Below are 20,868 nucleotides of genomic sequence, written 5' to 3'. Positions count from 1 at the left end.
CGCCCAACAAAAAACCCGCCGAGAGGCGGGTTTTTCCGGAACAGGCGCGGGTTTAACGCTTGTTGACGGCGTCCTTGAACGCCTTGCCGGCCGTGAACTTGACCGTCTTGGCTGCCGGGATCTTGATGGTTTCGCCCGTCTTCGGGTTGCGGCCCGTACGTGCTGCGCGCTTGCCCGAACCGAAGCTGCCGAAGCCGATCAGCTGAACCGCATCACCCTTCGACACGGCCTTCTTGATGACTTCGAGCAGCGTGTCCAGCGTTTCGCCGGTTTGAGCCTTGCTGGCGCCCGTTTGGGCGGCGACGGCGTCGATCAGTTCCTGTTTGTTCATTAAGGTTCCTTTATCAGGTTAGGTTGACACGAACAGCGCGAACGCGCCGATTATACGTGCGCGAACCGTGCCGTCGAGAGTCAGACTCCGACGACACAGCGCCGAATCCTGGCCCGCGCGACGCGCCCTCCGGCTTGCCGGCGGCCACCCCGCGGTACGGCGTTGCTATGATAGCGCAGCGCAAACCCAATAACGACAAGGGTTTCAAAGATTTTCATCGGTATTTCGCCGAATGAATCGTCGATTGACCGTTTTTTGACCTGCGCCAACCGGACGGGATGCGCAGCGCGGTCCGCCCGAGCGTCGCGCCGTTGCCCCTTTCCAACGGCCGCTCGGACGGCCGCCCGCAATCCCTTGCCAGGCTTGGCTGCCACGTTTTTTGTTTCGCATGCCCGACCGACTTGTTCCCGCCACGTTCGCCGTTCGCGACGACGGCACGCTCGTCTCGCCCGAGTTCGGCGACATCTATCACAACGTCGCGGGCGCGCTCGCGCAGGCGCGCTACGTGTTCATCGCCGGCAACGGGCTGCCGGCGCGCTGGCAAGGCCGCCGCACCTTCACGATCGTCGAGACGGGGTTCGGCGCGGGCGCCAACTTCCTCGCGACCTGGGCCGCGTGGCGCGACGATCCCGCGCGCTGCGAGCGGCTGCACTTCGTCTCGTTCGAGAAGCACCCGTTTTCGCGCGACGACCTGCGCCGCGCGCTTTCCCATATCGTTGCGAACACAACCATCTCGGCGGAAGCCGCGCTGCTGGCCGACGCGTGGCCGATGCTCGTGCCGGGTCTGCACCGGCTCGAGTTCGACGCGGGACGGGTCGTATTGACGCTCGGTTTCGGCGACGCGTGCGCGTTGCTGCCAAAACTCGTCGCGCGCGCCGATGCGTTCTATCTGGACGGCTTCGCGCCGGCGAAAAATGCGGATCTCTGGTCGGTCGACGTGTTCCGCGCACTCGCGCGCGTCGCCGCGGAAGAGGCCACCTTCGCGACCTACTCGAGCGCGGGCATGGTGAAAAAAGCGCTCGTCGAAACGGGATTCACGTATCGCAAGATGCCCGGGCTCGCCGGCAAGTACGCGATGCTCGTCGGCGACTATGCGCCGCGCTGGCGCTCGCGCCGGCACGAGCCGCCACGCGCGCTGCCCGTCGCGACGCGCCGCGCGATCGTGATCGGCGCGGGCCTCGCCGGCTGCGCGGTGGTCGAACGCCTGGCCGCGCGCGGCTGGGACGTGACGCTGATCGAACGGCACGAACGAATCGCCAGCGAAGCATCGGGTAATCCGGCCGGCGTATTCCATCCGCTGATGACGCGCGACGACAACGTCGCGAGCCGGCTCACGCGCAGCGGCTTCCTGCACGCGATCGCACGCTGGCGCGCGCTCGAACACGCGGGCCATGCGTTCGCACGCAGCACGCACGGGATGATCCATCTCGCCGAATCGGCCGACGACTTCGCGCGGATGCGCGACGCGTTCGAGGCGTTTGGCGCGCCGTCCGACTACGTGACGCTGCTCGACGCCGACGCCGCGCGCGCACACCTGAACCTGCCGGTCGCGCACGGCGGCCTGCTGTTTCCGCACGGCGGCGCCGTCTGGCCGGCTGGGCTGTGCGCCGCGCAATATGCGGCGGCCGGCGAGCGCGTGCGCCTGCTCGCGTCCACCCGCGTCGCACGGCTCGAACGGCGGGGCGACACCTGGCATGCGCTCGATGAGACAGGCGCAACGCTGGCCGACGCGCCCGTCGTCGTGCTCGCGAACGCGGGCGACGCCGCGCCCCTTGCCGGGCTCCAGCATGTCGCGCTGCAACCGGTGCGCGGCCAGCTCACGCTGCTGCCGCCGGGCACGACGGGGCCGCTGCCGTGCCCGGCGATCGGCGACGGCTACGCGGTGCCGCTCGACGACGGCACGCTGCTGATCGGCGCCACGTTCGAACCCGACGATACCGATCCCGCGATGCGCGCGGCCGGCCATGCCGAAAACCTCGAGCGCGTGCGGCGCCTGCTGCCGGGCCTGATCGGCGAGGTGCCGGATCCCGCCACGCTGCGCGGCCGCGTGGCGTTCCGCTGGGTCGTCGGCGACCGCCTGCCGCTCGTCGGCCCGCTCGCCGACGAAGCGCAAGCCACCGCCAACGCACGCGCGCTGGCCGGTGCGCAGGCGCGCGACCTGCCGCGCCTGCCCGGGCTCTACGGCGCATTCGGCTTCGGCTCGCGCGGCCTCGTGTGGGCGGCGCTCGGCGCCGAGCTGATCGCCTCGCAACTCGAGGGCGAGCCCTGGCCGCTCGAGCGCGAACTCGCCGACGCGGTCGATCCCGCCCGCTTCCTGATCCGCGCACTGCGCGCCCGCCGCGTGGGCTCGGCCGGCTGACCGATCGCGCACCTTCTTCACAGTTTCCCGATTTTTCCGTGCAAGGTTATCCACGCGACGCTGTGGATAACCGCGTGGAATCCGTACGCACTTCGTGTGCAATCACAGTGGACGTAAACTGGGCAACTCGGCACAGCTGTGCGGCGGCCCGAAAGTTGCTCAACTCAAATGCCTGTGCACGAACAGCCTGTGCAACCGGTTATGGTTTCGCCAACCCATTGATCCGCCGATGTAAACCGGAGTTATCCACAGAACTGTGCGTCCTTTGTTAACTTCTACTACGTATATATACAGGTAAACCTTTGAAACCAAAGACCTGCGGTGCCGCACAGCGCCGCGAGTCGATTCAATCGGTTCCGGAGCGAAAAAGCTGTGGCACAATCGGTTTCCTTCGCGTTCGTTCGGCCAGGCGCCGGACATGCTTCAATGGAACGGTCGGCACGGTTTCGAATCTGAATCTTCGGGACTGCGCAGTCCGTTCACACACCAGGCCGACAATCCAGATCGGCAACCTGAACGACGTTCCGCCCTGTGGTGGAACAGGCGGATCCCATGTACCGCCGTCGTCGAGCACAACAATCACATTCGGGGCGATACCCAGCCGGCGCGCATCCATTCCTGTCGCTTGACCCGCGTCGCTGGCGGTTGCTTCCAAAGGAGAAGTCACCACGATGAAGTCGGCGTTCTCATTCCTGCCCAACTGGCCGCTCGCGCCGGATGCCGTGTTCTGGGCCGGGCTCGCGCTGTTCGCAGCCGGCCTGTGCGGCGAGCTGTGCTATCGCGCGTGGCGCCTGCCGCGCATCACCGGCTATGCCGTGATCGGCCTGATCGCCGGTTCGTTCGGATTCGGCGTGATCGACACCAGCACCGACGAAACGTCGCGGCTGCTGATGGATGTCGCGCTCGGCCTGCTGCTGTTCGAGCTCGGCAGCCGCCTCGACCTGCGCTGGATCCGGCGCAATCCGTGGCTCGTCGCGTCGAGCCTCGCGGAAGCCACGCTCACGTTCGTGCTCGTGCTGTTCGTGATGCTCGCGCTCGGCGTATCGGGGATGGTCGCGCTCGTGCTGTCGGCGATCGCGATTGCCACATCGCCGTCGATGGTGATCCAGCTCAAGACGGAACTGCGCGCGGAAGGGCAGGTGTCGCAACGCCTGATCGCGCTCACCGCGCTCAACAGCGTGTACGCGATCGTGCTGACCAAGCTCGTGACGAGCTGGCTGCACCAGGAAGCGTACGGCAACGTTTTCGCGACGATCCTGCAGCCCGTCTACCTGATCGCCGGTTCGTTCATCGTCGCGTATCTGGTCGCGCGTTCGTGCAATTACCTGTTCCGCCACATGACCGCGACGATGCGCGACGAGCATTCGTTCGTCGCGCTGTTCGGGCTCGTGATGCTCGCGATCGCCGTCGCGCAGGCGCTGAAGCTGTCGACGCTGCTCACGCTGCTGCTCGCCGGCATCATCGTGAAGAACCTCGAGGCGCGCCCGCAGCTGTGGCCCGAGCACTTCGGCACGGCGGGCTGGCTGCTGACGGTGGTGCTGTTCGTGCTGACGCTCACGTCGTTTACGTGGGGCGACATCGCGCTCGGCGGCCTGCTCGCGATCGTGCTGATCGTCACGCGGCTCGCCGCGAAGCTGGCCGGCGTCGTCGCGTTCGCGAAGCCGAGCGGCCTCGGGATGAAGCAGGGCGTTGCGCTCGGCATCGCGCTCACGCCGATGTCCGCGCTGTCGTACCTGCTCGTCGACGATACCTACCAGCTCTATCCGAATTTCGACCCGCACCTGCGCGCGATCGTGATGTGCTCGATCGTGATCCTGCAGCTCGTCAGCCCGTTCGTCGTCTACCGCTGCCTGTCGGCCGTGGGCGAACGCAGCGACAGCAACTGATTCCGGAACCTGCCATGGCACTCGAAACCTTCGTCAATTCCGAGCCGTTCACGTTCGGCGTCGAACTGGAGATCCAGGTCGTCAACACGCACAACTACGACCTGACCAAAGCGGCCTCCGACCTGATGCGCCTGATCCAGGCCGAAACTTTCCCGGGCAACATCACGCCGGAAATCACCGAAAGCATGATCGAGCTGTCGACCGGCATCTGCCATTCGCACGAGCAGGCCGTCAGCGAGCTGCATGCGATCCGCGACGTGCTCGTGAAGGCGGCCGACCAGCTCAACGTCGGGCTGGCCGGCGGCGGCACGCATGCGTTCCAGCAATGGAGCGACCGGCAGATCTACGATGCGCCGCGCTTTCAGTACATCTCCGAGCTGTACGGCTATCTCGCGAAGCAGTTCACCGTGTTCGGCCAGCACGTGCACATCGGCTGCCCCGATCCCGACAGCGCGCTGTTCCTGCTGCACTCGATGTCGCGCTTCATTCCGCACTTCATCGCGCTGTCCGCGTCGTCGCCGTTCGTGCAGAACGTCGACACGGGCTTCCATTCGGCGCGCCTGAATTCGGTGTTCGCGTTCCCGCTGTCGGGCCGCGCGCCGTTCGTGCTGACCTGGGACAGCTTCGAGGAGTACTTCACGAAGATGGTGAACACGGGCGTCGTCAACTCGATGAAGGACTTCTACTGGGACATCCGGCCGAAGCCCGGCTACGGCACGATCGAGGTGCGCGTGATGGACACGCCGCTGTCGGTCGATCGCGCGGCGGCGATCGCCTGCTACATCCAGACGCTCGCACGCTACCTGCTGACCGACCGGCCGCTGAAGCTGTCGGAGGACGATTACCTCGTCTACACGTTCAACCGTTTCGAAGCGTGCCGCTTCGGGCTCGAGGGCACCTGCGTGAATCCTCAGACGGGCGAGCGCCGCACGATCGCGGAAGACATCCTCGACACGCTCGACCGGATCGCGCCGCACGCGGCGGCCCTCGGTTCGCGCGCGGCGCTCGACGAGATCGGCGCGCTCGCGAAGGCGCGCGTGAACGACGCATCGTGGTTGAGAACCGTTTTCAAACAGGAAAAATCGCTGAACGAGACGGTCCGGCAGCAGTGCTTACGTTGGCGTGAGTGAAAATATGTTTTGCAGATTGCAGGATCGACCGCGCCACGATTCGCTGAACGGCAGTCCGCGCCGGGTCGGCCCGCAATCGTCGGCAGGCCTCCTGAAAATCTGTGGATAACCGGATATTCCGCTGCAAAGTCAACGCTCTGCGCGCGGGATAACCCGGTGGATCATCACCGTGCGGCCGATGGCCGATCCGGACAGGACAATGTCGGCGCGCCCCGTCTCGCGGGCGCGCGACATTGCGCGCACAACGAAAAATTACGGTTATTCAGCGATTTTCCACAGCGCGCAGGGGATAACTTAGCTGTGCGATTTTCCGCTCTCGCTTAGAATGTCGGCTTTGCGGACGCCGGAACGATGCGTGTCTCTCCGGTCGCCGCGAACGCGACCGCCGCGTGTGCCTCGCGACGGCCGTGTCGACGCACTCGACAGAGCGCGTCTGTTTTGAGATAGATTCGATCTCCACACTACGGCCGCTCGGCCAACCGGGCGGCGGCAAAGCGAAAAGACTATGAGCGAAGGCGTTTACGGGAACCAGGCTGCGGGACGTGTGACCCATAGCCTGCTGCGGTTGAGCACGGCCATGCGGAGCGAGGCATGGGATTGGGCGGAAGGCGCCGGCCTCACGCCGACGCAGGGCGAGATTCTCGTGCTGCTGCTGCAGCGCAAGGGCCCGATGCGGCTCGGCGAGATCGCGCGCGAGACGCAGCTCACCGCGGCCACCACGAGCGATGCGGTCAGCACGCTCGAGACGAAGGGGCTCGTCGAAAAGCGCCGTGCGCTGGACGACGGCCGGGCACTGGCCGTGCGCCTGTCGGCGCGTGGCCGTACGGCCGCGAAGAAGGCGCTGCAATGGCCTGAATTCCTGACGAAGGCGGTCGGCAAGCTCGGCGCGGACGAGCAGGGCACGCTGTATCGCGCGCTGCTGAAGACGCTGCGCGAACTCCAGGTGGCCGGCGCGACGCCGCCGCAGCGCATGTGCCTGACGTGCAGCCACTTTCAGCCGGGCAAGCCGTCGAAGAAGACGGTGCATCACTGCGCGGTGCTCGACATCGCGATGTCCGACAGCGATCTGCGTCTCGACTGCTCGGTGCAGGAAGAGGCCGACGCGGCGACGCAGAAGAAGACCTGGAAGATTTTCGCCGGCTGACGTCCGTCGATCGACCGGGAGGCCGATGATGAACGCTGAAGTCGTGGCGATCCGCCACGTGCATTTCGAGGATCTCGGGAGCTTCGAGCAGGTGCTCGGCGAACGCGGTCGACGGGTGCGCTATGTCGATGTCGGATCGTCGCGGGTCGAGGTGCTCGACGTGCTCGAGCCGTCGCTGCTCGTCGTGCTCGGCGGGCCGCTCAGCGTGTACGACGATGCGCAGTACCCGTCGATCGCGCCGCTCCTGGCGCTCGTGCGCCAGCGCATCGACGCGGGGCTGCCGATCCTCGGCATTTGCCTCGGCGCGCAGTTCATCGCACGGGCGCTCGGCGCGCGCGTCTATCCGGCCGCGCAGCACGAACTCGGCTGGGCGCCGCTGACGCTCACCGACGCCGGCCGTGCGTCGCCGCTGCGCCATCTCGACGGCGCGACGACGTCGATGCTGCACTGGCATGGCGATACGTTCGACCTGCCGGGCGGTGCGATCCATCTCGCGTCCACACCGGCCTGTCGCCACCAGGCGTTCGCCTGGGGGCAGCACGTGCTGGCGCTGCAATGTCATCCCGAGATCCGTACCGATCGCTTCGAACCGTGGCTGATCGCGAACGCCGGCGAAATCGCCGCGACGCCCGGCGTCGACGCGCGCCGGTTGCGCGCCGATACCGCGCAGCACGGCCCCGCGCTCGAGACGGCCGCGCGCCGCATGTTCGCCGAGTGGCTCGACAGCGTCGGGCTCTGACGCCGCGGGCGGCGCCGCTCGCGGCAAAGCGCTGGCCCGGCCTGCACCCGTTGCGGGCCGGCGCGTCGCCGTACACCACGCATTCTCCGCACCGTCGGCATCCGGCCGGCCGTACCTGACCATCCGCTTACTGCCGAGCACGCCGTCTGCACGCTTCGAGCCTGCGTGCTACGCTCGTCCGCTCTTTCCCTTTCCTGGCGAGCGGCTTCCATGACTGCGCTGTTTTCTCCGTTCACGCTGCGCGGCGTGACCCTTCCGAACCGGATCGTGATTTCGCCGATGTGCCAGTACTCGGCCGAACGCGGCGAAGCGACCGACTGGCACATGATTCATCTCGGCCATCTCGCGCTGTCGGGTGCGGGGCTGCTGTGCATCGAAGCGACCGCGGTGGAACCCGACGGACGCATCACGCATGGCGACCTCGGCCTGTGGGACGACGTGACCGAAGCCGCGCTGAAGCCGGTGCTGGCCGCGATCCGCAAGCATTCGCCGATCCGCATCGCGATGCAGTTGTCGCACGCGGGGCGCAAGGCATCGAGCGCGACGCCGTGGGAGGGCGGCCAGCTCGTGCCGGTCGCCGACGGCGGCTGGCTGCCGCACGGGCCGTCGGCCGTGCCGCACAAGGACGGCGAGACGCCGCCGCTCGCGCTCGATGCGGCGGGCCTGAACCGCATTCGCGACGCGTTCGCGGCGTCGGCGAAGCGCGCTGCGCGGCTCGGCATCGATGCGATCGAGGTGCACGCGGCGCACGGCTACCTGCTGCATCAGTTCCTGTCGCCGCTCGCGAACCGGCGCACCGACGAATACGGCGGCTCGCGCGAAAACCGGATGCGGTTTCCGCTCGAGATCTTCGAGATCGTGCGCGCCGCGTTTCCGGAAGACCGCCCGGTCGGCGTGCGCGTGTCCGCGACCGACTGGGTCGAAGGCGGCTGGGAGCTCGACGATACGATCGCGTTCGCGCACGAACTGAAGCGCCGCGGCTGCGACTGGATCGACGTGTCGTCCGGCGGCGTGTCGCCGCTGCAGAAGATTCCGCTGTCGCCCGGCTACCAGGTGCCGTTCGCGCAGGCGGTGAAGCGGGCGGTCGGCATGCCGACGATCGCGGTGGGCCTGATCAACGAGCCCGCGCATGCGAACCGGCTGATCGAGGCCGGCGATGCCGATTTCGTCGCGATGGCGCGCGCGATGCTGTACGACCCGCGCTGGCCGTGGCACGCGGCGGCCGAGCTCGGCGCGCAGGTGACGGCGCCGCCGCAGTACTGGCGCTCGCAGCCGCGCGAGCACAAGGCGCTGTTCGGCGACGTCGCATTCGGCCAACGCTGAGTACATCGCGCAATATTGCGCGCGATGTTGAACGAAGCAATCGTGAACGTGTAGGATGCGGGTGATTCGCCGCCTCCCCAACGCGGCACCGACCGGTGCCGCGTTTTCGTTTGGCGCGGCGCCCGGCCGCGATCGCGGCCGCTTCCATTCAAGTCGTCTTCACAAGGATTGGTTCGATGAGTTCACGCAGGATCGCGGTGCGCCGCTCGGGAGTACACGGCAAGGGCGTGTTTGCCGTGGCGCCGATCAAGGCCGGCGAGCGCGTAGTGGAATACAAGGGCGAGCGAATCTCGTGGAAGGAAGCGCTGCGCCGTCATCCGCACGACCCGAGCGAGCCGAATCATACGTTCTACTTCGCACTCGATGAAGGCGGCGTGATCGATGGCAAGGTCGACGGCAACAGCGCGCGCTGGATCAATCATTCGTGCGCGCCGAACTGCGAGGCCGAGGAAGTCAAGGGCCGCGTATACATCCACGCGCTGCGCGACATCGGGCCGGAAGAGGAGCTGTTCTACGACTATGGCCTCGTGATCGACGCGAAGCTGACGAAGAAGCTCAAGCGCGAATACGCGTGCCACTGCGGCGCCGAGTCGTGCCGCGGCACGTTGCTCGCGACGTCCGACGAAGGCGGGAAGAAGAAAAAGAAGAAGGACAAGAAGGACGGCAAGTCCGCCTCCGGGTCGAAGGACAAGAAGAACAGGAAGTGATGCAGGCGGCAGCGCATCGCGCGCTGCCGCCGTCGTTTCAGCCGTCGGTTGCCGCGTCATGGCGGCCCGTCGTCCGCTGTCCGTCTTTCCGTTCCCTTCCGGCGCGCGACCCGAGCAACGGGCCGGCGGGTGCCCGCCGCGAATCGACCGGTGATCGATCGTTCAGTGCGTCGGCGCCGCGGCCGGCGTTTCGCTGGCCGGTTTTTCCGTACGCGCGGCGAGCGGCACCCTCACCACGAAGCGCGAGCCGCCTTCCGATGCATCCTCGTACGACACGGTGCCGCCGTGCATCGCGATGATGTCGTGCACGATCGCGAGCCCGAGCCCGGCGCCCGTTTCAACGCCGTTGCCGCTTTGCGCGTCGCCGCGGAAAAAGCGCTTGAACAGGTCGGCCTGCTGATTCGCGGGCACGCCCGGGCCGTTGTCCTCGACCACGATCTCCGCGGCCGGCTGGCCGTCGTCGAGCGTACCGCGCGCGACGTTGACGGTGATCCGCGCGCCGTCCGGCCGCGCGAGCGGCACGTACTTCAGCGCGTTGTCGAGCAGGTTCGCGATTACCTCGCGCAACAGAACGGGGTTGCCGCGCACGTTCAGCTTCTCGTCGTCGCCCGGGTCGTCGCTGCGCTGGAAACCGAGGTCGACATGCGATGCGAGCGCGCGCGGCACCCATTCGGCACCCGTCTCGAACGCCATCGCCGCGAGATCGACATCGACGAAGCGGGCGGCCTGTTCGCCCGGCTCGGCACGCGCGAGCGACAGCAGCTGGTTGGACAGCCGCACCGCGCGGTCGGCGGCCGCGCGCAGCTCGCGCACCGCGGCGAAGGTCTGCTGCGGGTCGCGCGCGACGGCCGCCTGCTCGGCATGCAGCTTCACCGCGGTGAGCGGCGTGCGCAGCTGGTGCGCGGCATCGGCGATGAACTTGCGCTGCGCGTCGAGCGCGGTCTTCAGCCGGCCGAGCAGCGCGTTCATCGCGCTCGTCAGCGGCCGGATCTCCAGCGGCACGTCGGTTTCGTCCACGGGCTCCAGCGACGTGTGGGTCTGCCGGTTCAGCGAATCGGCGAGGTGCGTGAGCGGGCCCAGCTGCTGGTTCACGACGCGCCATACGATGCCCCAGCCCGCGAGCAGCAGCAGCAGCAACGGCATCATGATCGCGACGAGGAATTCGGCCGCGATCCGGTAGCGGTGCCGTACCGGCTGAGCGACTTCGACGACCATCGGCTTGCCGCCCTCGACGTCGTCGACGCGCACCTGCGCGACCCGCACCGCGCGGTTGTCGTACTCGGCCTCGAACACGTACGCGTGATGCATGCGGCGCACGTTGATGCCCTGCAGCGGCAGCTTCGGGTCGCCGGCGAGTTCCTGCTCGCCGTCGCTGATCCGGTAGATCAGCGCTTCGGCGGGATCGGAGAACATCGCCTGCGCGAGCGGCGGCACCGTGAACGGCGCGTCCGGGCCGGCGATCTGGATCTGTTTGGAGATGGCGGTCGCGAGATCGGCGAGCGAGCGGTCGATCACGTGCTGCGTGTATTGCCACGCGAGCCAGTAGGCGATCAGGCCGCTCATCAGCGCGAGCATCGACAGCGGGGCGGCGAGGCGCCGGAGCAGCGAGCGGCGCAGGCTGGTGGTCACAGCCGGATCAGAAGACATTTCGACGGGCAAATGGATAAGCGCCGCTCACGGAGAGCGGCGCGGTCGTGCGCCGGGCGGCGATGCGGAGCAGTCCGCACGCGGGCGGCCGGCGCGCGGCGTCGCTCAGACGCTCGCGGTCTGGCGGATTTCCTGCAGCAGGTAGCCGAAGCCGCGCACCGTGACGATTTCGACCCGGCACTGCTCGAGTTTCTTGCGGACGCGGTGCACGTAGACTTCGATCGCGGTGTCGCCGAGATCGCCGCCGAAGTGCGTGAGGTGATCCTGCAACTGGGCCTTGCTGACGACGCGGCCGTGACGCAGCAGCAGCATTTCCAGCACCGCGAATTCGCGCGGCGACAGTTCGAGCGGCTTGTCGTCGTTGAAGATGCGGCGGTCGACACCCGACAGGCGGACGCCGCCGAGCGACACTTCCGGACGCGGCATGTCGCTGTGCGGGCCGCTGCGGCGCATCACCGCGCGGATGCGCGCTTCGAGCTCGGCCGGCTCGAACGGCTTGAGCATGTAGTCGTCGGCGCCCGAGTTCAGGCCCTGGATCCGGTCGTTCAGCTCGTCGCGCGCGGTCAGCACGATCACGGGCGTGTGGCGGTTGGTCTGGCGAAAGCGCGTGAGCAGCGTCATCCCGTCGATGCCCGGCAGGCCGAGGTCGAGGATCACGAGTTCGTGGCGATTCTGTGCCAGCGCCTGTTCGGCAAAAATGCCGTCATGCACCATGTCGACGGTGAAGCCAGCCTGCTCGAGGCTGCTCTGGATACCGCGTGCGATGGGGCGGTCGTCTTCGATCAGAAGGAGTCGCATGAAGTTCGCTCAAGTACAATGGGTTGGCGGTTCAGGCACGCGGACAGCACGAAGCCGTTTCCACAGGGGCGCCGCATCGCCTGACATCAAGCATGGCGGCCAGCGAACGATTAAATCCAATCATGTCCGATATTTCGATCCACGACCTCGAAGCCGCGATCAATTTCTGGCGCGCCCGCTCGCCGTCGAGCGGCGACGAACTCAAACTCTGCGAAGAGGCTAGCGCGCTTTCCAAGCCGTATGCGCTGCTGATTGTACAGCGCGAAAGCGCGCTGCAACTGGAAGGTTTGGACCCCAAGGCGCGGAAAGCGTACGAGACTTACGTGCGCCTTAAGGATGGCTTGGAAAGCTGAAGGCTTTCGCTGAGTACATCCTAGAAAACGTTCAGCGAAATGAAAAGTTGACGCGCCGCGCAACGAACGATGCGCGGCGGTGCAGGCGGGACTCAGGCGCCCGGTTGCGCGTGCGCGGCGGCGCCGTCGATGAACCGCGCGAGTTCGATGTCGCGTTCGGTCAGGCCGTCGGCGTCGTGGGTTGACAGCGTGACGTCGACGCGGTTGTACACGTTGAACCATTCCGGATGGTGGTTCATCTCCTGCGCCTTGATCGCGACACGCGTCATGAAGCCGAATGCCTCGTTGAAATCGGCGAAGCGCAGGCGGCGCTGGATTGCGTCGCGGCCCGCCACGGCCGTCCAGAGCGGCAGGCCTTCGAGCCGCGTCTTGCGTTCTTCGGATGTGAGCTTGTGGATCATCTTGCACCTCTCGTTCGGTAACGGCGCCCGCGCGCGGCTGCGCCGCGCGGCGCAGCCGGCATCGTTCATTGTTTCATAGTTGCGCGAAAGACGACGGGCGGGCGGCGGTTCGCGCGGGCGCCCGGCGCGTCACGCGTCGGCGTCGTCGGGCCAGCCTTCGCCCGTGCCGCGATGCAGCACGCGGTCGGTTTCAAGCACCGCGCCGGCCGCGAATTCGGGCAGCGCCGCGAGCCGGTCGGCCAGCGCGCGGCCGTCGACGTCGGCGAGCGCGAACAACTGCGCGAAATCGTCGATCACGAAGTAGGTCTTCTGGAACGTGTCGATCCGGTACTTCGTGCGCATCACGCGCTCGAGGTCGAACCCGAGCCGGTTCGGCGCCGCGCTTTCGAGGCTGTACAGGCTTTCGCCCTTGCTCGACACGATGCCGGCGCCGTAGATCGACAGGCCGTTCGTCCCGCGCGGGTCGCGAATCAGCCCGAATTCCACCGTATACCAGTAGAGCCGCGCGAGCCGCGCGAGCGCTGCTTCGTCGTCGGCGACCGCGAGCGCGACGCGGCCATACGCCTGCATGTAGTCGGCGAACACCGGCTCGATCAGCAGCGGCACGTGGCCGAACAGGTCGTGGAAGCAGTCGGGTTCCTGCAGGTAGTCGAGCTGGTCGGGGCGGCGCATCCACCAGGTGACCGGGAAGCGCCGGTTCGCGAGGTGCGCGAAGAACACGCGGTCGGGCACGAGGCCCGGCACCGCGACGATTTCCCAGCCGGTCGCGGGCTTCAACTGGCGGTTCACGTCGGCAAACGACGGCACACGATCGGCCGGCAGCGCGATCTTGCCGAGCCCGCCGACGAACGCGTCGCACGCACGGCCGCGCAGCAGCGCCGACTGGCGCGCATAGAGCTGCTTCCACACCGCGTGGTCGACCTGGCCGTAGCGCTGCAGTGGCTGGTCGATGGTGAAATCGGCACGGGTTTCGAGGCCCGCGTCGAACTGCTCTTGCAGTTTCGCGGTGACGACGGTGGACATGATCAGGCTCTGCACGCTGTGGTTGGGAACCATGCAAGTGTAGAGCGGGATGCGCGCGGATTGGGCGCATAGTTGGCGAAGATTGGCATGATGATGCGATAATCGCGCATCAAATCACGAATCAATGCGGAGAACACTCATGGTGGAACTCGATCACTTCGATCTCGCGCTGCTGGACGTGCTGCAGCGCTTCGGTCGCGCGACGCATCAGCAGCTGGGCGAGGAGGTGCCGCTGTCGCCGTCGCAGATCGGGCGACGGCTGCAGCGGCTCGAGGCGGCCGGCGTGATCGAAGGCTACCGCGTGATGCTGCGCCCCGAAAAGCTCGGGCTCGGTGTGACCGCGTTCACGAGCCTGAAGCTCAAGCATCACGGCGATTCGATCATCGAGCAGTTCCAGCAGCAGATCGACGTGCTGCCCGAAGTGCTCGAATGCCACGCGGTGGTGGGCGATGCCGACTACCTGCTGCGGATCGTCGCGCCCGATCTCAACGCGCTGTCGCAGTTCGTGATGAAGAAGCTGATGCGGGTGCCGGGCGTCGACAGCGTGCGCTCGAACATCGTGCTGACGACCTTCAAGCGCAACGGTGCGCTGCCGCTGGCGCACCTGGCGCCGGGGGCCGCGTGACGGCGCGCCGACGCTGACGGCAGGGCGCGCGGCCCCGCCGCTCGTGGGGCCGGATCAGGCCGCTTCGGATTGCGCGTCGGCGTTCAGCAGGTCGACATAAGCGACCGCGACGAGGTCCTCCTGCGCGACGCCGAGCTTCGCGAACACGTCATGCGCCTCGGCCTCGCCGCCGGCTTCGTCGTCGTCCGGGCCGAGCACGACCTCCAGCTCGATGAAATCGCCGAGGCCGTCGACGCGGTCGAGGTGAATGCGCGTACGGCCCGCGAGGTACACGTGCCGCTCCTTCGTCACGATCCCGCGCGTGGTCAGCGCGGTGGCGAGCAGCGCATGCATCGCGTCGGGGTTCGTCACCGGGCTGCGCGTGTAGTACGACGCTTTCGGGCCGTCGCGGTCGTCGCGCTGGTAGAAGATCAGCTCGGCCGGCGTGCCGTCCTCGAAGCGGCGCAGCTTCAGCCGGCCGCGCGGCACGTCGTAGAAGAAATCCTGCTGGCGGTAGAAGAGCGGCGCTTCGGTCGCGAGCTTCGCCGCCTGTTCGCGCAGCCGGTCGAATTCGCGGGCGTGGGCTTTGATCTCGATGTTGCGGGCCATGCGGGTCTCCTTCAATCGGGGTCTCGCGGTGTGCGAACGCACAATCTAGCAAAAAGCCTGGGAAGGTGGCGTGACGAGCGGGCGGCGAGCCGACTGCTGCGGAGGGTAGGGGCGCAATGCGGGGCTCGCAGGGATCAGCGCGCGCGCCGAAGCGATGCCAGTTTCGCCGACAGGCGGAACAGCAGGAAGGTGCGGCGGAGCGCTTGAACTTTCTCGTATTCCTGATTGATGAAGCGTCGGCCGGTTTGGCGTTCGTACCGGTATAACTCGTACAGGTAGGCCACTCTCGGCCCGATGGAGACGGCAGTGACGTAAGAAAATGTCAGCGTGTACAGCGATGTCACGATCAGAATCGCGCCGCTGCTTTCGCCGATGTAGGTATTCAGCGCAATCGGCAGGTTGACGGTCAAGGCGATGGTCGCCGGTGCGAGCCTGTTGGTGGGAACGGTCTTGCCGCAATTGGGATCGATCGTGAACGAACGGATATCAGCGAGGTATTCGTTATTTCTGAAACGGCGACCGGGATGGCGCTTGAGTTCGCGGAGCTTGAGGGCAAACGGAAACGCGAGCGAGGCCAGCACGGCCGCGTGATAGAGGAAGACGAAAAGTAGGTACGGCTTGGTGGATGCTGGTTTTTCGATGAATGACCACACGCTCAACATAGCGGTACCCATCAGAAGACCGAATACGGCAACGATATAGACTGTGAACGCCGCCAGAAAACGTACGGACAGCGTGGAGCGATACTTGATCTGGTATCCGGCAGCCATCCCTGCGACAAGAATCGCAAGCATGGGCCAGCTCATGATCTGGAACGCGATGCCGTTTGCCTTCGCGATGGCGTACAGGCAGAAGCCGACGATCATGACGCTGCAAGGGCCGAGGCAAAGCGGGGCGTGGCAGAGAAGCGGCCGCGCGCGCTCGAGGTCGGGAAACATCATCAGTGCGCGCGCCGAAACGATGCCAATTTCGCCAACAAGCGGCACAGGAGGAAGGTGCGGCGGAGCGCCTGTACTTTCTCGTATTCCTGGTTGATGAAGCGTCGGCCGGTTTGGCGCTCATATCGGTACAACTCATACAGGTAGGCCAGTTTCGGCCCGATGAAGACGGCGGCGACGTAAGAAAATAACAGCGCGTACAGCGATGTCGCGATCAGAAGCGCGCTGCTGTTTTTGCCGATGTAGGTATTCAACGCAATCGGCAGGGTGACGGTCAGGGCGATGGTCGCTGGCGCGAGCCTGTTAGTGGGAACGGTCTTTCCGCAGTTGGGATCGATCGTGAACGTGCGGGTATCGGCGAGGTATTGGTTATTCCTGAAACGGCGATCGGGATGGCGCTTCAGTTCGCGGAGTTTGAGGGCAAACGGCAACGCGAGTGCGGTCAATATGGTTGCGTGATAAAGAAACACGAAAAGCAGGTACGGCATGCTGGACGCCGGTTTTTCGATGAGCGACCACGCACTTAACAAAGCGGTACCCATCAGGAGACCGAATCCGCCAACGATATAAATCATGATCGCCGCCAGCGAGCGTACGGACAGCGTGGAACGGTATTTGATGTGGTATCCGGCAGCCGGTCCCGCGACAAGGATCGCCAGCATAGGCCCACTTATAAGCTTGAACGCGATGCCGTTAGCTTTCGCGATGACGCTCAGGCAGAGGCCGACGAGTATGAAGTTGACGAGGCCGAGGTAAATCGGCGCATGGCGAAGAAGCGGGCGGGCGCGCTCGAGATCGGGAAACATCATGTCAGTTATCCAGCAGGCGTCGGGCTTGCGATTCTGCAAGGTCGGGGCCGATGGAGGCGTTCCAGAGCACTTGTATGCCGAATCCGACTCCGAACGAGAACAGAATGACCGGGAGCGCACTGGCGCCGGCCCAGAGGAGAATAGCGGACGTTGCCGTCGAAAAACCAAACCCGAGTAGATTCCCGCTTTGACTCCGCGCAGACGCGAGCATGAACGCACGACTGTCGAATCTCAACGCGCCCTGCGTATCCCGGCTGATACTCGCCGCCATGTCGAGTGCCAGACTCGGCGCAAACGTCAGAACACCGCTGCCGATCAGGCTGCCGGCGTACAGGTGCCTGAGTGGCGAAATCCTGGGCGTGAGCTGTTTGAGATCCGCCGCCTTGAGCGCGGCAGTCGTGGTTTGCGTGCGCGGATTGTGCTTCGCATGCGGCCCGAGCGCCGGCTGGACGCTCTGGATCGGCAGGTTGCGTATCCGCAGCTTCGGACGGGGTTTTCCCTTTCCCGTGGTGTTGGCGTCATAGAGCGTGACGGAATGGTTGATCTTCACGCTTGGTGCAGCGCGGCGGAGCAACGTCTGCGCGCCCGCGTCGATGTTGCGTTTCAGGGACAGCGCATGCGCAGCATGGGCCGCACCGAGCCCGGTGTTGAGGTTTCCGACGATGCTTCCCGGCCCCACCAGGTTGTTGCGGCCTTCTTCGTAAAGCCGGGCGAGCGTTCCTGGATCGCCGGTATGCCCGCTGTCCGCGACGTCATGCACCCAGTCGGACGCGGAACACTGGCCCGATGTGACGAGCGCGTGCAGAAGCTCGCTCGCAAGATGCGGATCGAGATCGAAATCGCCACTGAAGGAATCGTCGCCGATCAACCAGCCGTTGCGTTGATGCGTGCGAATGCTGGTATGGGGAGGCAGGTTTTCAGCGAGCGTGCGGCGATGGCGTCGCAACGCATCGCATACCGCGAAGCTTTGCGATCGCGCGTGATCGGCGAGCGGACCGGTCATGTCTGGATTTCCCGTGTTCGATAGACGAATCAACGAGATTACAAACGTCTTTCACTCGCTTCAATTGGACCGGAACGAAAGTTGAACCGCCGGTCGATCTATCCGCGCGATCTTTTCACCCGCCAGCCCGATCACGCACGATGAGCGTCGCTCATATCGCCCACTGCGCTTCGATCAACCGCAGCGCGGCCGCGATCGCCGGCTCGTCGCGCCGCTCGGCGAGCGTCACGAACGTCAGTTCGGTGGGCACCGTCACGCGTTCGACGATCGTCAGCGCATGCGCGTGCGCCTCGGCCAGCGCGGTCGAATCGCGTGCGAGCGTCAACCCGATCCCCGATTTCACGAGGTCGAGCATCGACTGCTCCTGGTCGACCTCGGCCACCTTGACCGGCTGCGCGCCGGCCGCCGCGAACAGCCGCGACAGCAGCCGGTGGTGCGCGGACGCGGGCGGCGTCCAGATCCACGGCAGCGCGGCGAGCGCGCGCCAGTCGTGCGCGCGCTGCACGCGCTCCTTCCAGCCGGCCGGCGCGAGCACGCGGTACTGGAAATGCGTGAGCGTGACGGTGTGGAACAGCGCGTTGTCGCGCGGCGCGTCCTCGTCGGGCCGGCCGATGTAGTAGCCGACGTCGAGCGCCTGCGCGCGCACCTGTTCGAGCACCCAGCCCGACATCCCGTGCCGCAGCGCGGTTTCGATCTGCGGATGGGTCTCGACCAGCGCGCGCAGGAAGCCGCCGAGCCGCAGGAACGCCGGGTCGAGGATCGTGCCGATCCGCAGCCGGCCGCGCACCTCGTGACGCAGCGCGGCAGCGGCGCGCTGCACGTCGGCGGCCGCGGCGAGCGCGCGTTCCGCATGCGGCAGCAGCGTCTGGCCGTCGCGGGTGAGCGCGAGCCCGCGCGACGTACGCGTGAACAGCACGACGCCCAGCGTTTCCTGCAGATGCTTGATTTGCAGGCTGACGGCCGGCTGTGTCAGATGCAGCTGTGCGGCGGCGCGCGTCAGGTTGCCTTCGCGCGCGACCGTCGCGAACGCGCGGAGCAGGGTGAGATCCATCGTCGTGATATGAGCGCGGCTTATAACGCAGTTCAGCATAACTCATTGGATCGGCGGACGGCGGCGGGAGTACGCTTCATCGGTCGCGTCGGCCCCGGCGCACTATGCTGAAAATGACGCGCGGGAACACACGCGCGGCACACAAGAACGAAGGAGACAACACCGTGAGTACACCACGCACGCTCGAGGGCGAATTCGACTACGTGATCGTCGGCGCGGGCACCGCGGGCTGCGTGCTCGCGAACCGCCTGACCGAGGATCCCGACATCCGCGTGCTGCTGCTCGAAGCGGGCGGCAAGGACGACTATCACTGGATTCATATCCCGGTCGGCTATCTGTATTGCATCGGCAACCCGCGCACCGACTGGCTGTACAAGACGCAGCCTGAAGCGGCGCTCAACGGCCGTGCGCTGTCGTATCCGCGCGGCCGCGTGCTCGGCGGCTGCTCGTCGATCAACGGGATGATCTACATGCGCGGCCAGCGCGAGGACTACGACAACTGGGCGCAGGAAACCGGCGACGCCGGCTGGTCGTGGGACAGCGTGCTGCCGATCTTCAAGCGCAGCGAGGATCACCATGCGGGCGCGAGCGACGCGCACGGCGCGGGCGGCTACTGGCGCGTCGAGAAGCAGCGGCTGCGCTGGGAAATCCTCGAATCGTTCGCGCAGGCCGCGCAGCAGACGGGCATTCCCGCCACCGACGATTTCAACCGCGGCGACAATGCCGGGGTCGGCTACTTCGAGGTGAACCAGAAGCGCGGCGTGCGCTGGAATACGTCGAAGGCGTTCCTGCGGCCCGCGATGGCGCGCCCGAACCTGACCGTGATCACCGGCGCGCATGCGCAGCGCGTGATTTTCGACGGGCGGCGCGCGGTCGGCGTCGAATACCACGGCGGCGGCACCGATTACGTCGCGCGGGCGAGCGCGGAAGTGCTGCTGACGTCGGGCGCGGTGAATTCGCCGCAACTGCTCGAACTGTCGGGTATCGGCGACGGCCGGCGGCTGCAGGCGCTCGGCATCGACGTCGTGCACGATCTGCCGGGCGTCGGCGAAAACCTGCAGGATCACCTGCAATTGCGGATGGCGTTTCGGGTCGACGGCGTGCGTACGCTCAATACACTCTCCGCGCGCTGGTGGGGCAAGCTGATGATCGGCGCCGAATATGCGCTGCTGCAGCGCGGGCCGATGTCGATGGCGCCGTCGCAACTGGGCGCGTTCGCGAAATCGGATCCGGACGATCCCGCGCTCACGCGCCCCGATCTCCAGTACCACGTGCAGCCGCTGTCGCTCGAACGCTTCGGCGAACCGCTGCACGGGTTCAACGCCTTCACGGCGTCGGTGTGCCACTTGCGGCCGAGCTCGCGCGGCAGCGTGCACGTGACGAGCGCCGATCCGCGCAGCGCACCGGCGATCGCGCCGAACTATCTGTCGACCGATCACGATCGGCACGTCGCCGCGAACGCGTTGCGCCTCACGCGCCGCATCGCGTCCGCGCCGGCGCTCGCGCGCTATCGCCCCGAGGAAATCCTGCCGGGCACGCAGTACCGGACCGAGGCCGAACTGGTCGATGCGGCCGGCGTCGTCGGCACGACGATCTTCCACCCGGTCGGCACGTGCCGGATGGGGCGCGCCGACGACGAGCGGGCGGTGGTCGACAGCCGGCTGCGCGTGCGCGGCATCGCCGGGCTGCGGATCGTCGATGCGTCGGTGATGCCGTTCATCACGTCGGGCAACACCAATTCGCCGACGCTGATGATCGCCGAGCGCGCGAGCGACATGATCCGCGCCGACCGCCGTGCGGCGCGCGAAACGACGTCGGTGCGAACCGAGGCCGCGGTGACGGCGGCATGAAGGCCCGCTGACATGCGCACGAGCGGGCGGTTGCGCGAACGCCCGCTGATTCGCGATGCGAAACAAGCTGCCGGTGCGCAAGATCCGTGCGAGCCGCGCGTCGTCGCGCGGCTTTTTTCGGCGCGTGCGTACCATGTCCTGCAGCAGCTCAACCGGTGATGAT

General features: G+C 66.5%; 20 protein-coding genes. 10 read left to right on the top strand and 10 right to left on the bottom strand.

Annotated features, from left to right (window positions below):
* Positions 1-52: 52 nt before the first annotated feature.
* Complete coding sequence (locus tag LGN10_RS22805; protein ID WP_006401505.1) at positions 53-331, bottom strand: HU family DNA-binding protein; 279 nt, start codon at positions 329-331, stop codon at positions 53-55.
* 388 nt (positions 332-719) lie between these two features.
* On the opposite strand from LGN10_RS22805, the gene mnmC reads away from it, so the two are divergent.
* The 7 genes from mnmC (at position 720) to LGN10_RS22770 (ending at position 9,619) form a co-directional block, all read left to right on the top strand.
* A complete protein-coding gene (mnmC, locus tag LGN10_RS22800) occupies positions 720-2,690 on the top strand; it encodes a bifunctional tRNA (5-methylaminomethyl-2-thiouridine)(34)-methyltransferase MnmD/FAD-dependent 5-carboxymethylaminomethyl-2-thiouridine(34) oxidoreductase MnmC (protein WP_226225093.1) in 1,971 nt (656 codons plus the stop codon).
* 671 nt (positions 2,691-3,361) lie between these two features.
* Positions 3,362-4,576 carry a cation:proton antiporter gene (locus LGN10_RS22795; RefSeq protein ID WP_226225092.1) on the top strand — a complete coding sequence of 405 codons (1,215 nt, stop codon included), beginning with the start codon at positions 3,362-3,364 and terminating at the stop codon, positions 4,574-4,576.
* A 14-nt stretch (positions 4,577-4,590) separates the two neighbouring features.
* Positions 4,591-5,706, top strand: coding sequence for a YbdK family carboxylate-amine ligase (locus tag LGN10_RS22790; RefSeq protein WP_059580447.1), 1,116 nt, complete (start codon positions 4,591-4,593; stop codon positions 5,704-5,706).
* Between the two features lie 505 nt (positions 5,707-6,211).
* Complete coding sequence (locus LGN10_RS22785) at positions 6,212-6,850, top strand: MarR family winged helix-turn-helix transcriptional regulator (protein ID WP_059580449.1); 639 nt, start codon at positions 6,212-6,214, stop codon at positions 6,848-6,850.
* Positions 6,851-6,878: 28 nt separating this feature from the next.
* On the top strand, positions 6,879-7,589 hold the full coding sequence (locus LGN10_RS22780) for a glutamine amidotransferase (RefSeq protein ID WP_059638594.1): 711 nt from the start codon (positions 6,879-6,881) through the stop codon (positions 7,587-7,589).
* 210 nt (positions 7,590-7,799) lie between these two features.
* Positions 7,800-8,912, top strand: a complete 1,113-nt coding sequence (locus LGN10_RS22775; protein ID WP_226225091.1) for an NADH:flavin oxidoreductase/NADH oxidase — start codon at positions 7,800-7,802, stop codon at positions 8,910-8,912.
* Between the two features lie 176 nt (positions 8,913-9,088).
* Complete coding sequence (locus LGN10_RS22770) at positions 9,089-9,619, top strand: SET domain-containing protein (protein WP_059580454.1); 531 nt, start codon at positions 9,089-9,091, stop codon at positions 9,617-9,619.
* A 162-nt stretch (positions 9,620-9,781) separates the two neighbouring features.
* Here LGN10_RS22770 and LGN10_RS22765 read toward each other — a convergent pair whose 3' ends face one another.
* Entirely contained in the window at positions 9,782-11,266 is a 1,485-nt protein-coding gene (locus LGN10_RS22765; RefSeq protein ID WP_059580457.1) for a sensor histidine kinase, read from the bottom strand.
* Positions 11,267-11,371: 105 nt separating this feature from the next.
* On the bottom strand, positions 11,372-12,064 hold the full coding sequence (locus tag LGN10_RS22760; RefSeq protein ID WP_006401494.1) for a response regulator transcription factor: 693 nt from the start codon (positions 12,062-12,064) through the stop codon (positions 11,372-11,374).
* Positions 12,065-12,186: 122 nt separating this feature from the next.
* On the opposite strand from LGN10_RS22760, the gene LGN10_RS22755 reads away from it, so the two are divergent.
* A complete protein-coding gene (locus LGN10_RS22755) occupies positions 12,187-12,417 on the top strand; it encodes a DUF3717 domain-containing protein (RefSeq protein WP_006401493.1) in 231 nt (76 codons plus the stop codon).
* A gap of 92 nt (positions 12,418-12,509) precedes the next feature.
* Here LGN10_RS22755 and LGN10_RS22750 read toward each other — a convergent pair whose 3' ends face one another.
* Both LGN10_RS22750 and phhA read right to left on the bottom strand, forming a co-directional pair.
* Positions 12,510-12,887: a 4a-hydroxytetrahydrobiopterin dehydratase gene (locus tag LGN10_RS22750; protein ID WP_256939962.1), complete on the bottom strand. Its 378-nt coding sequence runs from the start codon at positions 12,885-12,887 to the stop codon at positions 12,510-12,512.
* A 60-nt stretch (positions 12,888-12,947) separates the two neighbouring features.
* On the bottom strand, positions 12,948-13,874 hold the full coding sequence (gene phhA, locus LGN10_RS22745; RefSeq protein ID WP_124658494.1) for a phenylalanine 4-monooxygenase: 927 nt from the start codon (positions 13,872-13,874) through the stop codon (positions 12,948-12,950).
* 106 nt (positions 13,875-13,980) lie between these two features.
* Here phhA and LGN10_RS22740 point away from each other — a divergent pair, with 106 nt between their 5' ends.
* Positions 13,981-14,466: an Lrp/AsnC family transcriptional regulator gene (locus tag LGN10_RS22740; protein ID WP_060310246.1), complete on the top strand. Its 486-nt coding sequence runs from the start codon at positions 13,981-13,983 to the stop codon at positions 14,464-14,466.
* Positions 14,467-14,520: 54 nt separating this feature from the next.
* Here the strand turns inward: LGN10_RS22740 and LGN10_RS22735 are convergent, their stop codons facing one another.
* The 5 genes from LGN10_RS22735 to LGN10_RS22715 all read right to left on the bottom strand — a co-directional run bounded on the left by LGN10_RS22735 (position 14,521) and on the right by LGN10_RS22715 (position 18,855).
* Positions 14,521-15,054 carry a class IV adenylate cyclase gene (locus LGN10_RS22735; RefSeq protein WP_059580462.1) on the bottom strand — a complete coding sequence of 178 codons (534 nt, stop codon included), beginning with the start codon at positions 15,052-15,054 and terminating at the stop codon, positions 14,521-14,523.
* 134 nt (positions 15,055-15,188) lie between these two features.
* Positions 15,189-15,995, bottom strand: a complete 807-nt coding sequence (locus LGN10_RS22730; RefSeq protein ID WP_059580465.1) for a hypothetical protein — start codon at positions 15,993-15,995, stop codon at positions 15,189-15,191.
* Entirely contained in the window at positions 15,995-16,801 is an 807-nt protein-coding gene (locus LGN10_RS22725) for a hypothetical protein (RefSeq protein WP_059580467.1), read from the bottom strand. The genes LGN10_RS22730 and LGN10_RS22725 overlap by 1 nt, the downstream gene beginning before the upstream one ends.
* A gap of 1 nt (position 16,802) precedes the next feature.
* Positions 16,803-17,804, bottom strand: a complete 1,002-nt coding sequence (locus tag LGN10_RS22720) for a hypothetical protein (protein WP_059580468.1) — start codon at positions 17,802-17,804, stop codon at positions 16,803-16,805.
* A 151-nt stretch (positions 17,805-17,955) separates the two neighbouring features.
* Positions 17,956-18,855 carry a LysR family transcriptional regulator gene (locus LGN10_RS22715; RefSeq protein ID WP_059580472.1) on the bottom strand — a complete coding sequence of 300 codons (900 nt, stop codon included), beginning with the start codon at positions 18,853-18,855 and terminating at the stop codon, positions 17,956-17,958.
* 164 nt (positions 18,856-19,019) lie between these two features.
* Here LGN10_RS22715 and LGN10_RS22710 point away from each other — a divergent pair, with 164 nt between their 5' ends.
* Positions 19,020-20,705, top strand: coding sequence for a GMC family oxidoreductase (locus LGN10_RS22710; RefSeq protein WP_089464482.1), 1,686 nt, complete (start codon positions 19,020-19,022; stop codon positions 20,703-20,705).
* Positions 20,706-20,868: the final 163 nt, after the last annotated feature.

Source organism: Burkholderia sp. AU32262 (assembly GCF_020419985.1).
GTDB lineage: Bacteria > Pseudomonadota > Gammaproteobacteria > Burkholderiales > Burkholderiaceae > Burkholderia > Burkholderia semiarida.
The sequence above is the reverse complement of the archived record's forward strand: the minus strand, read 5'-3'. Positions and strand labels throughout refer to the sequence as shown.

Bases quoted from the DNA above. Each gene is read 5' to 3' on its own strand.
- LGN10_RS22805 (WP_006401505.1), bottom strand. From the start codon at position 331: ATGAACAAACAGGAACTGATCGACGCCGTCGCCGCCCAAACGGGCGCC.
- mnmC (WP_226225093.1), top strand. From the start codon at position 720: ATGCCCGACCGACTTGTTCCCGCCACGTTCGCCGTTCGCGACGACGGC.
- LGN10_RS22795 (WP_226225092.1), top strand. From the start codon at position 3,362: ATGAAGTCGGCGTTCTCATTCCTGCCCAACTGGCCGCTCGCGCCGGAT.
- LGN10_RS22790 (WP_059580447.1), top strand. From the start codon at position 4,591: ATGGCACTCGAAACCTTCGTCAATTCCGAGCCGTTCACGTTCGGCGTC.
- LGN10_RS22785 (WP_059580449.1), top strand. From the start codon at position 6,212: ATGAGCGAAGGCGTTTACGGGAACCAGGCTGCGGGACGTGTGACCCAT.
- LGN10_RS22780 (WP_059638594.1), top strand. From the start codon at position 6,879: ATGAACGCTGAAGTCGTGGCGATCCGCCACGTGCATTTCGAGGATCTC.
- LGN10_RS22775 (WP_226225091.1), top strand. From the start codon at position 7,800: ATGACTGCGCTGTTTTCTCCGTTCACGCTGCGCGGCGTGACCCTTCCG.
- LGN10_RS22770 (WP_059580454.1), top strand. From the start codon at position 9,089: ATGAGTTCACGCAGGATCGCGGTGCGCCGCTCGGGAGTACACGGCAAG.
- LGN10_RS22765 (WP_059580457.1), bottom strand. From the start codon at position 11,266: ATGTCTTCTGATCCGGCTGTGACCACCAGCCTGCGCCGCTCGCTGCTC.
- LGN10_RS22760 (WP_006401494.1), bottom strand. From the start codon at position 12,064: ATGCGACTCCTTCTGATCGAAGACGACCGCCCCATCGCACGCGGTATC.
- LGN10_RS22755 (WP_006401493.1), top strand. From the start codon at position 12,187: ATGTCCGATATTTCGATCCACGACCTCGAAGCCGCGATCAATTTCTGG.
- LGN10_RS22750 (WP_256939962.1), bottom strand. From the start codon at position 12,887: ATGAACGATGCCGGCTGCGCCGCGCGGCGCAGCCGCGCGCGGGCGCCG.
- phhA (WP_124658494.1), bottom strand. From the start codon at position 13,874: ATGGTTCCCAACCACAGCGTGCAGAGCCTGATCATGTCCACCGTCGTC.
- LGN10_RS22740 (WP_060310246.1), top strand. From the start codon at position 13,981: ATGGTGGAACTCGATCACTTCGATCTCGCGCTGCTGGACGTGCTGCAG.
- LGN10_RS22735 (WP_059580462.1), bottom strand. From the start codon at position 15,054: ATGGCCCGCAACATCGAGATCAAAGCCCACGCCCGCGAATTCGACCGG.
- LGN10_RS22730 (WP_059580465.1), bottom strand. From the start codon at position 15,995: ATGATGTTTCCCGACCTCGAGCGCGCGCGGCCGCTTCTCTGCCACGCC.
- LGN10_RS22725 (WP_059580467.1), bottom strand. From the start codon at position 16,801: ATGATGTTTCCCGATCTCGAGCGCGCCCGCCCGCTTCTTCGCCATGCG.
- LGN10_RS22720 (WP_059580468.1), bottom strand. From the start codon at position 17,804: ATGACCGGTCCGCTCGCCGATCACGCGCGATCGCAAAGCTTCGCGGTA.
- LGN10_RS22715 (WP_059580472.1), bottom strand. From the start codon at position 18,855: ATGGATCTCACCCTGCTCCGCGCGTTCGCGACGGTCGCGCGCGAAGGC.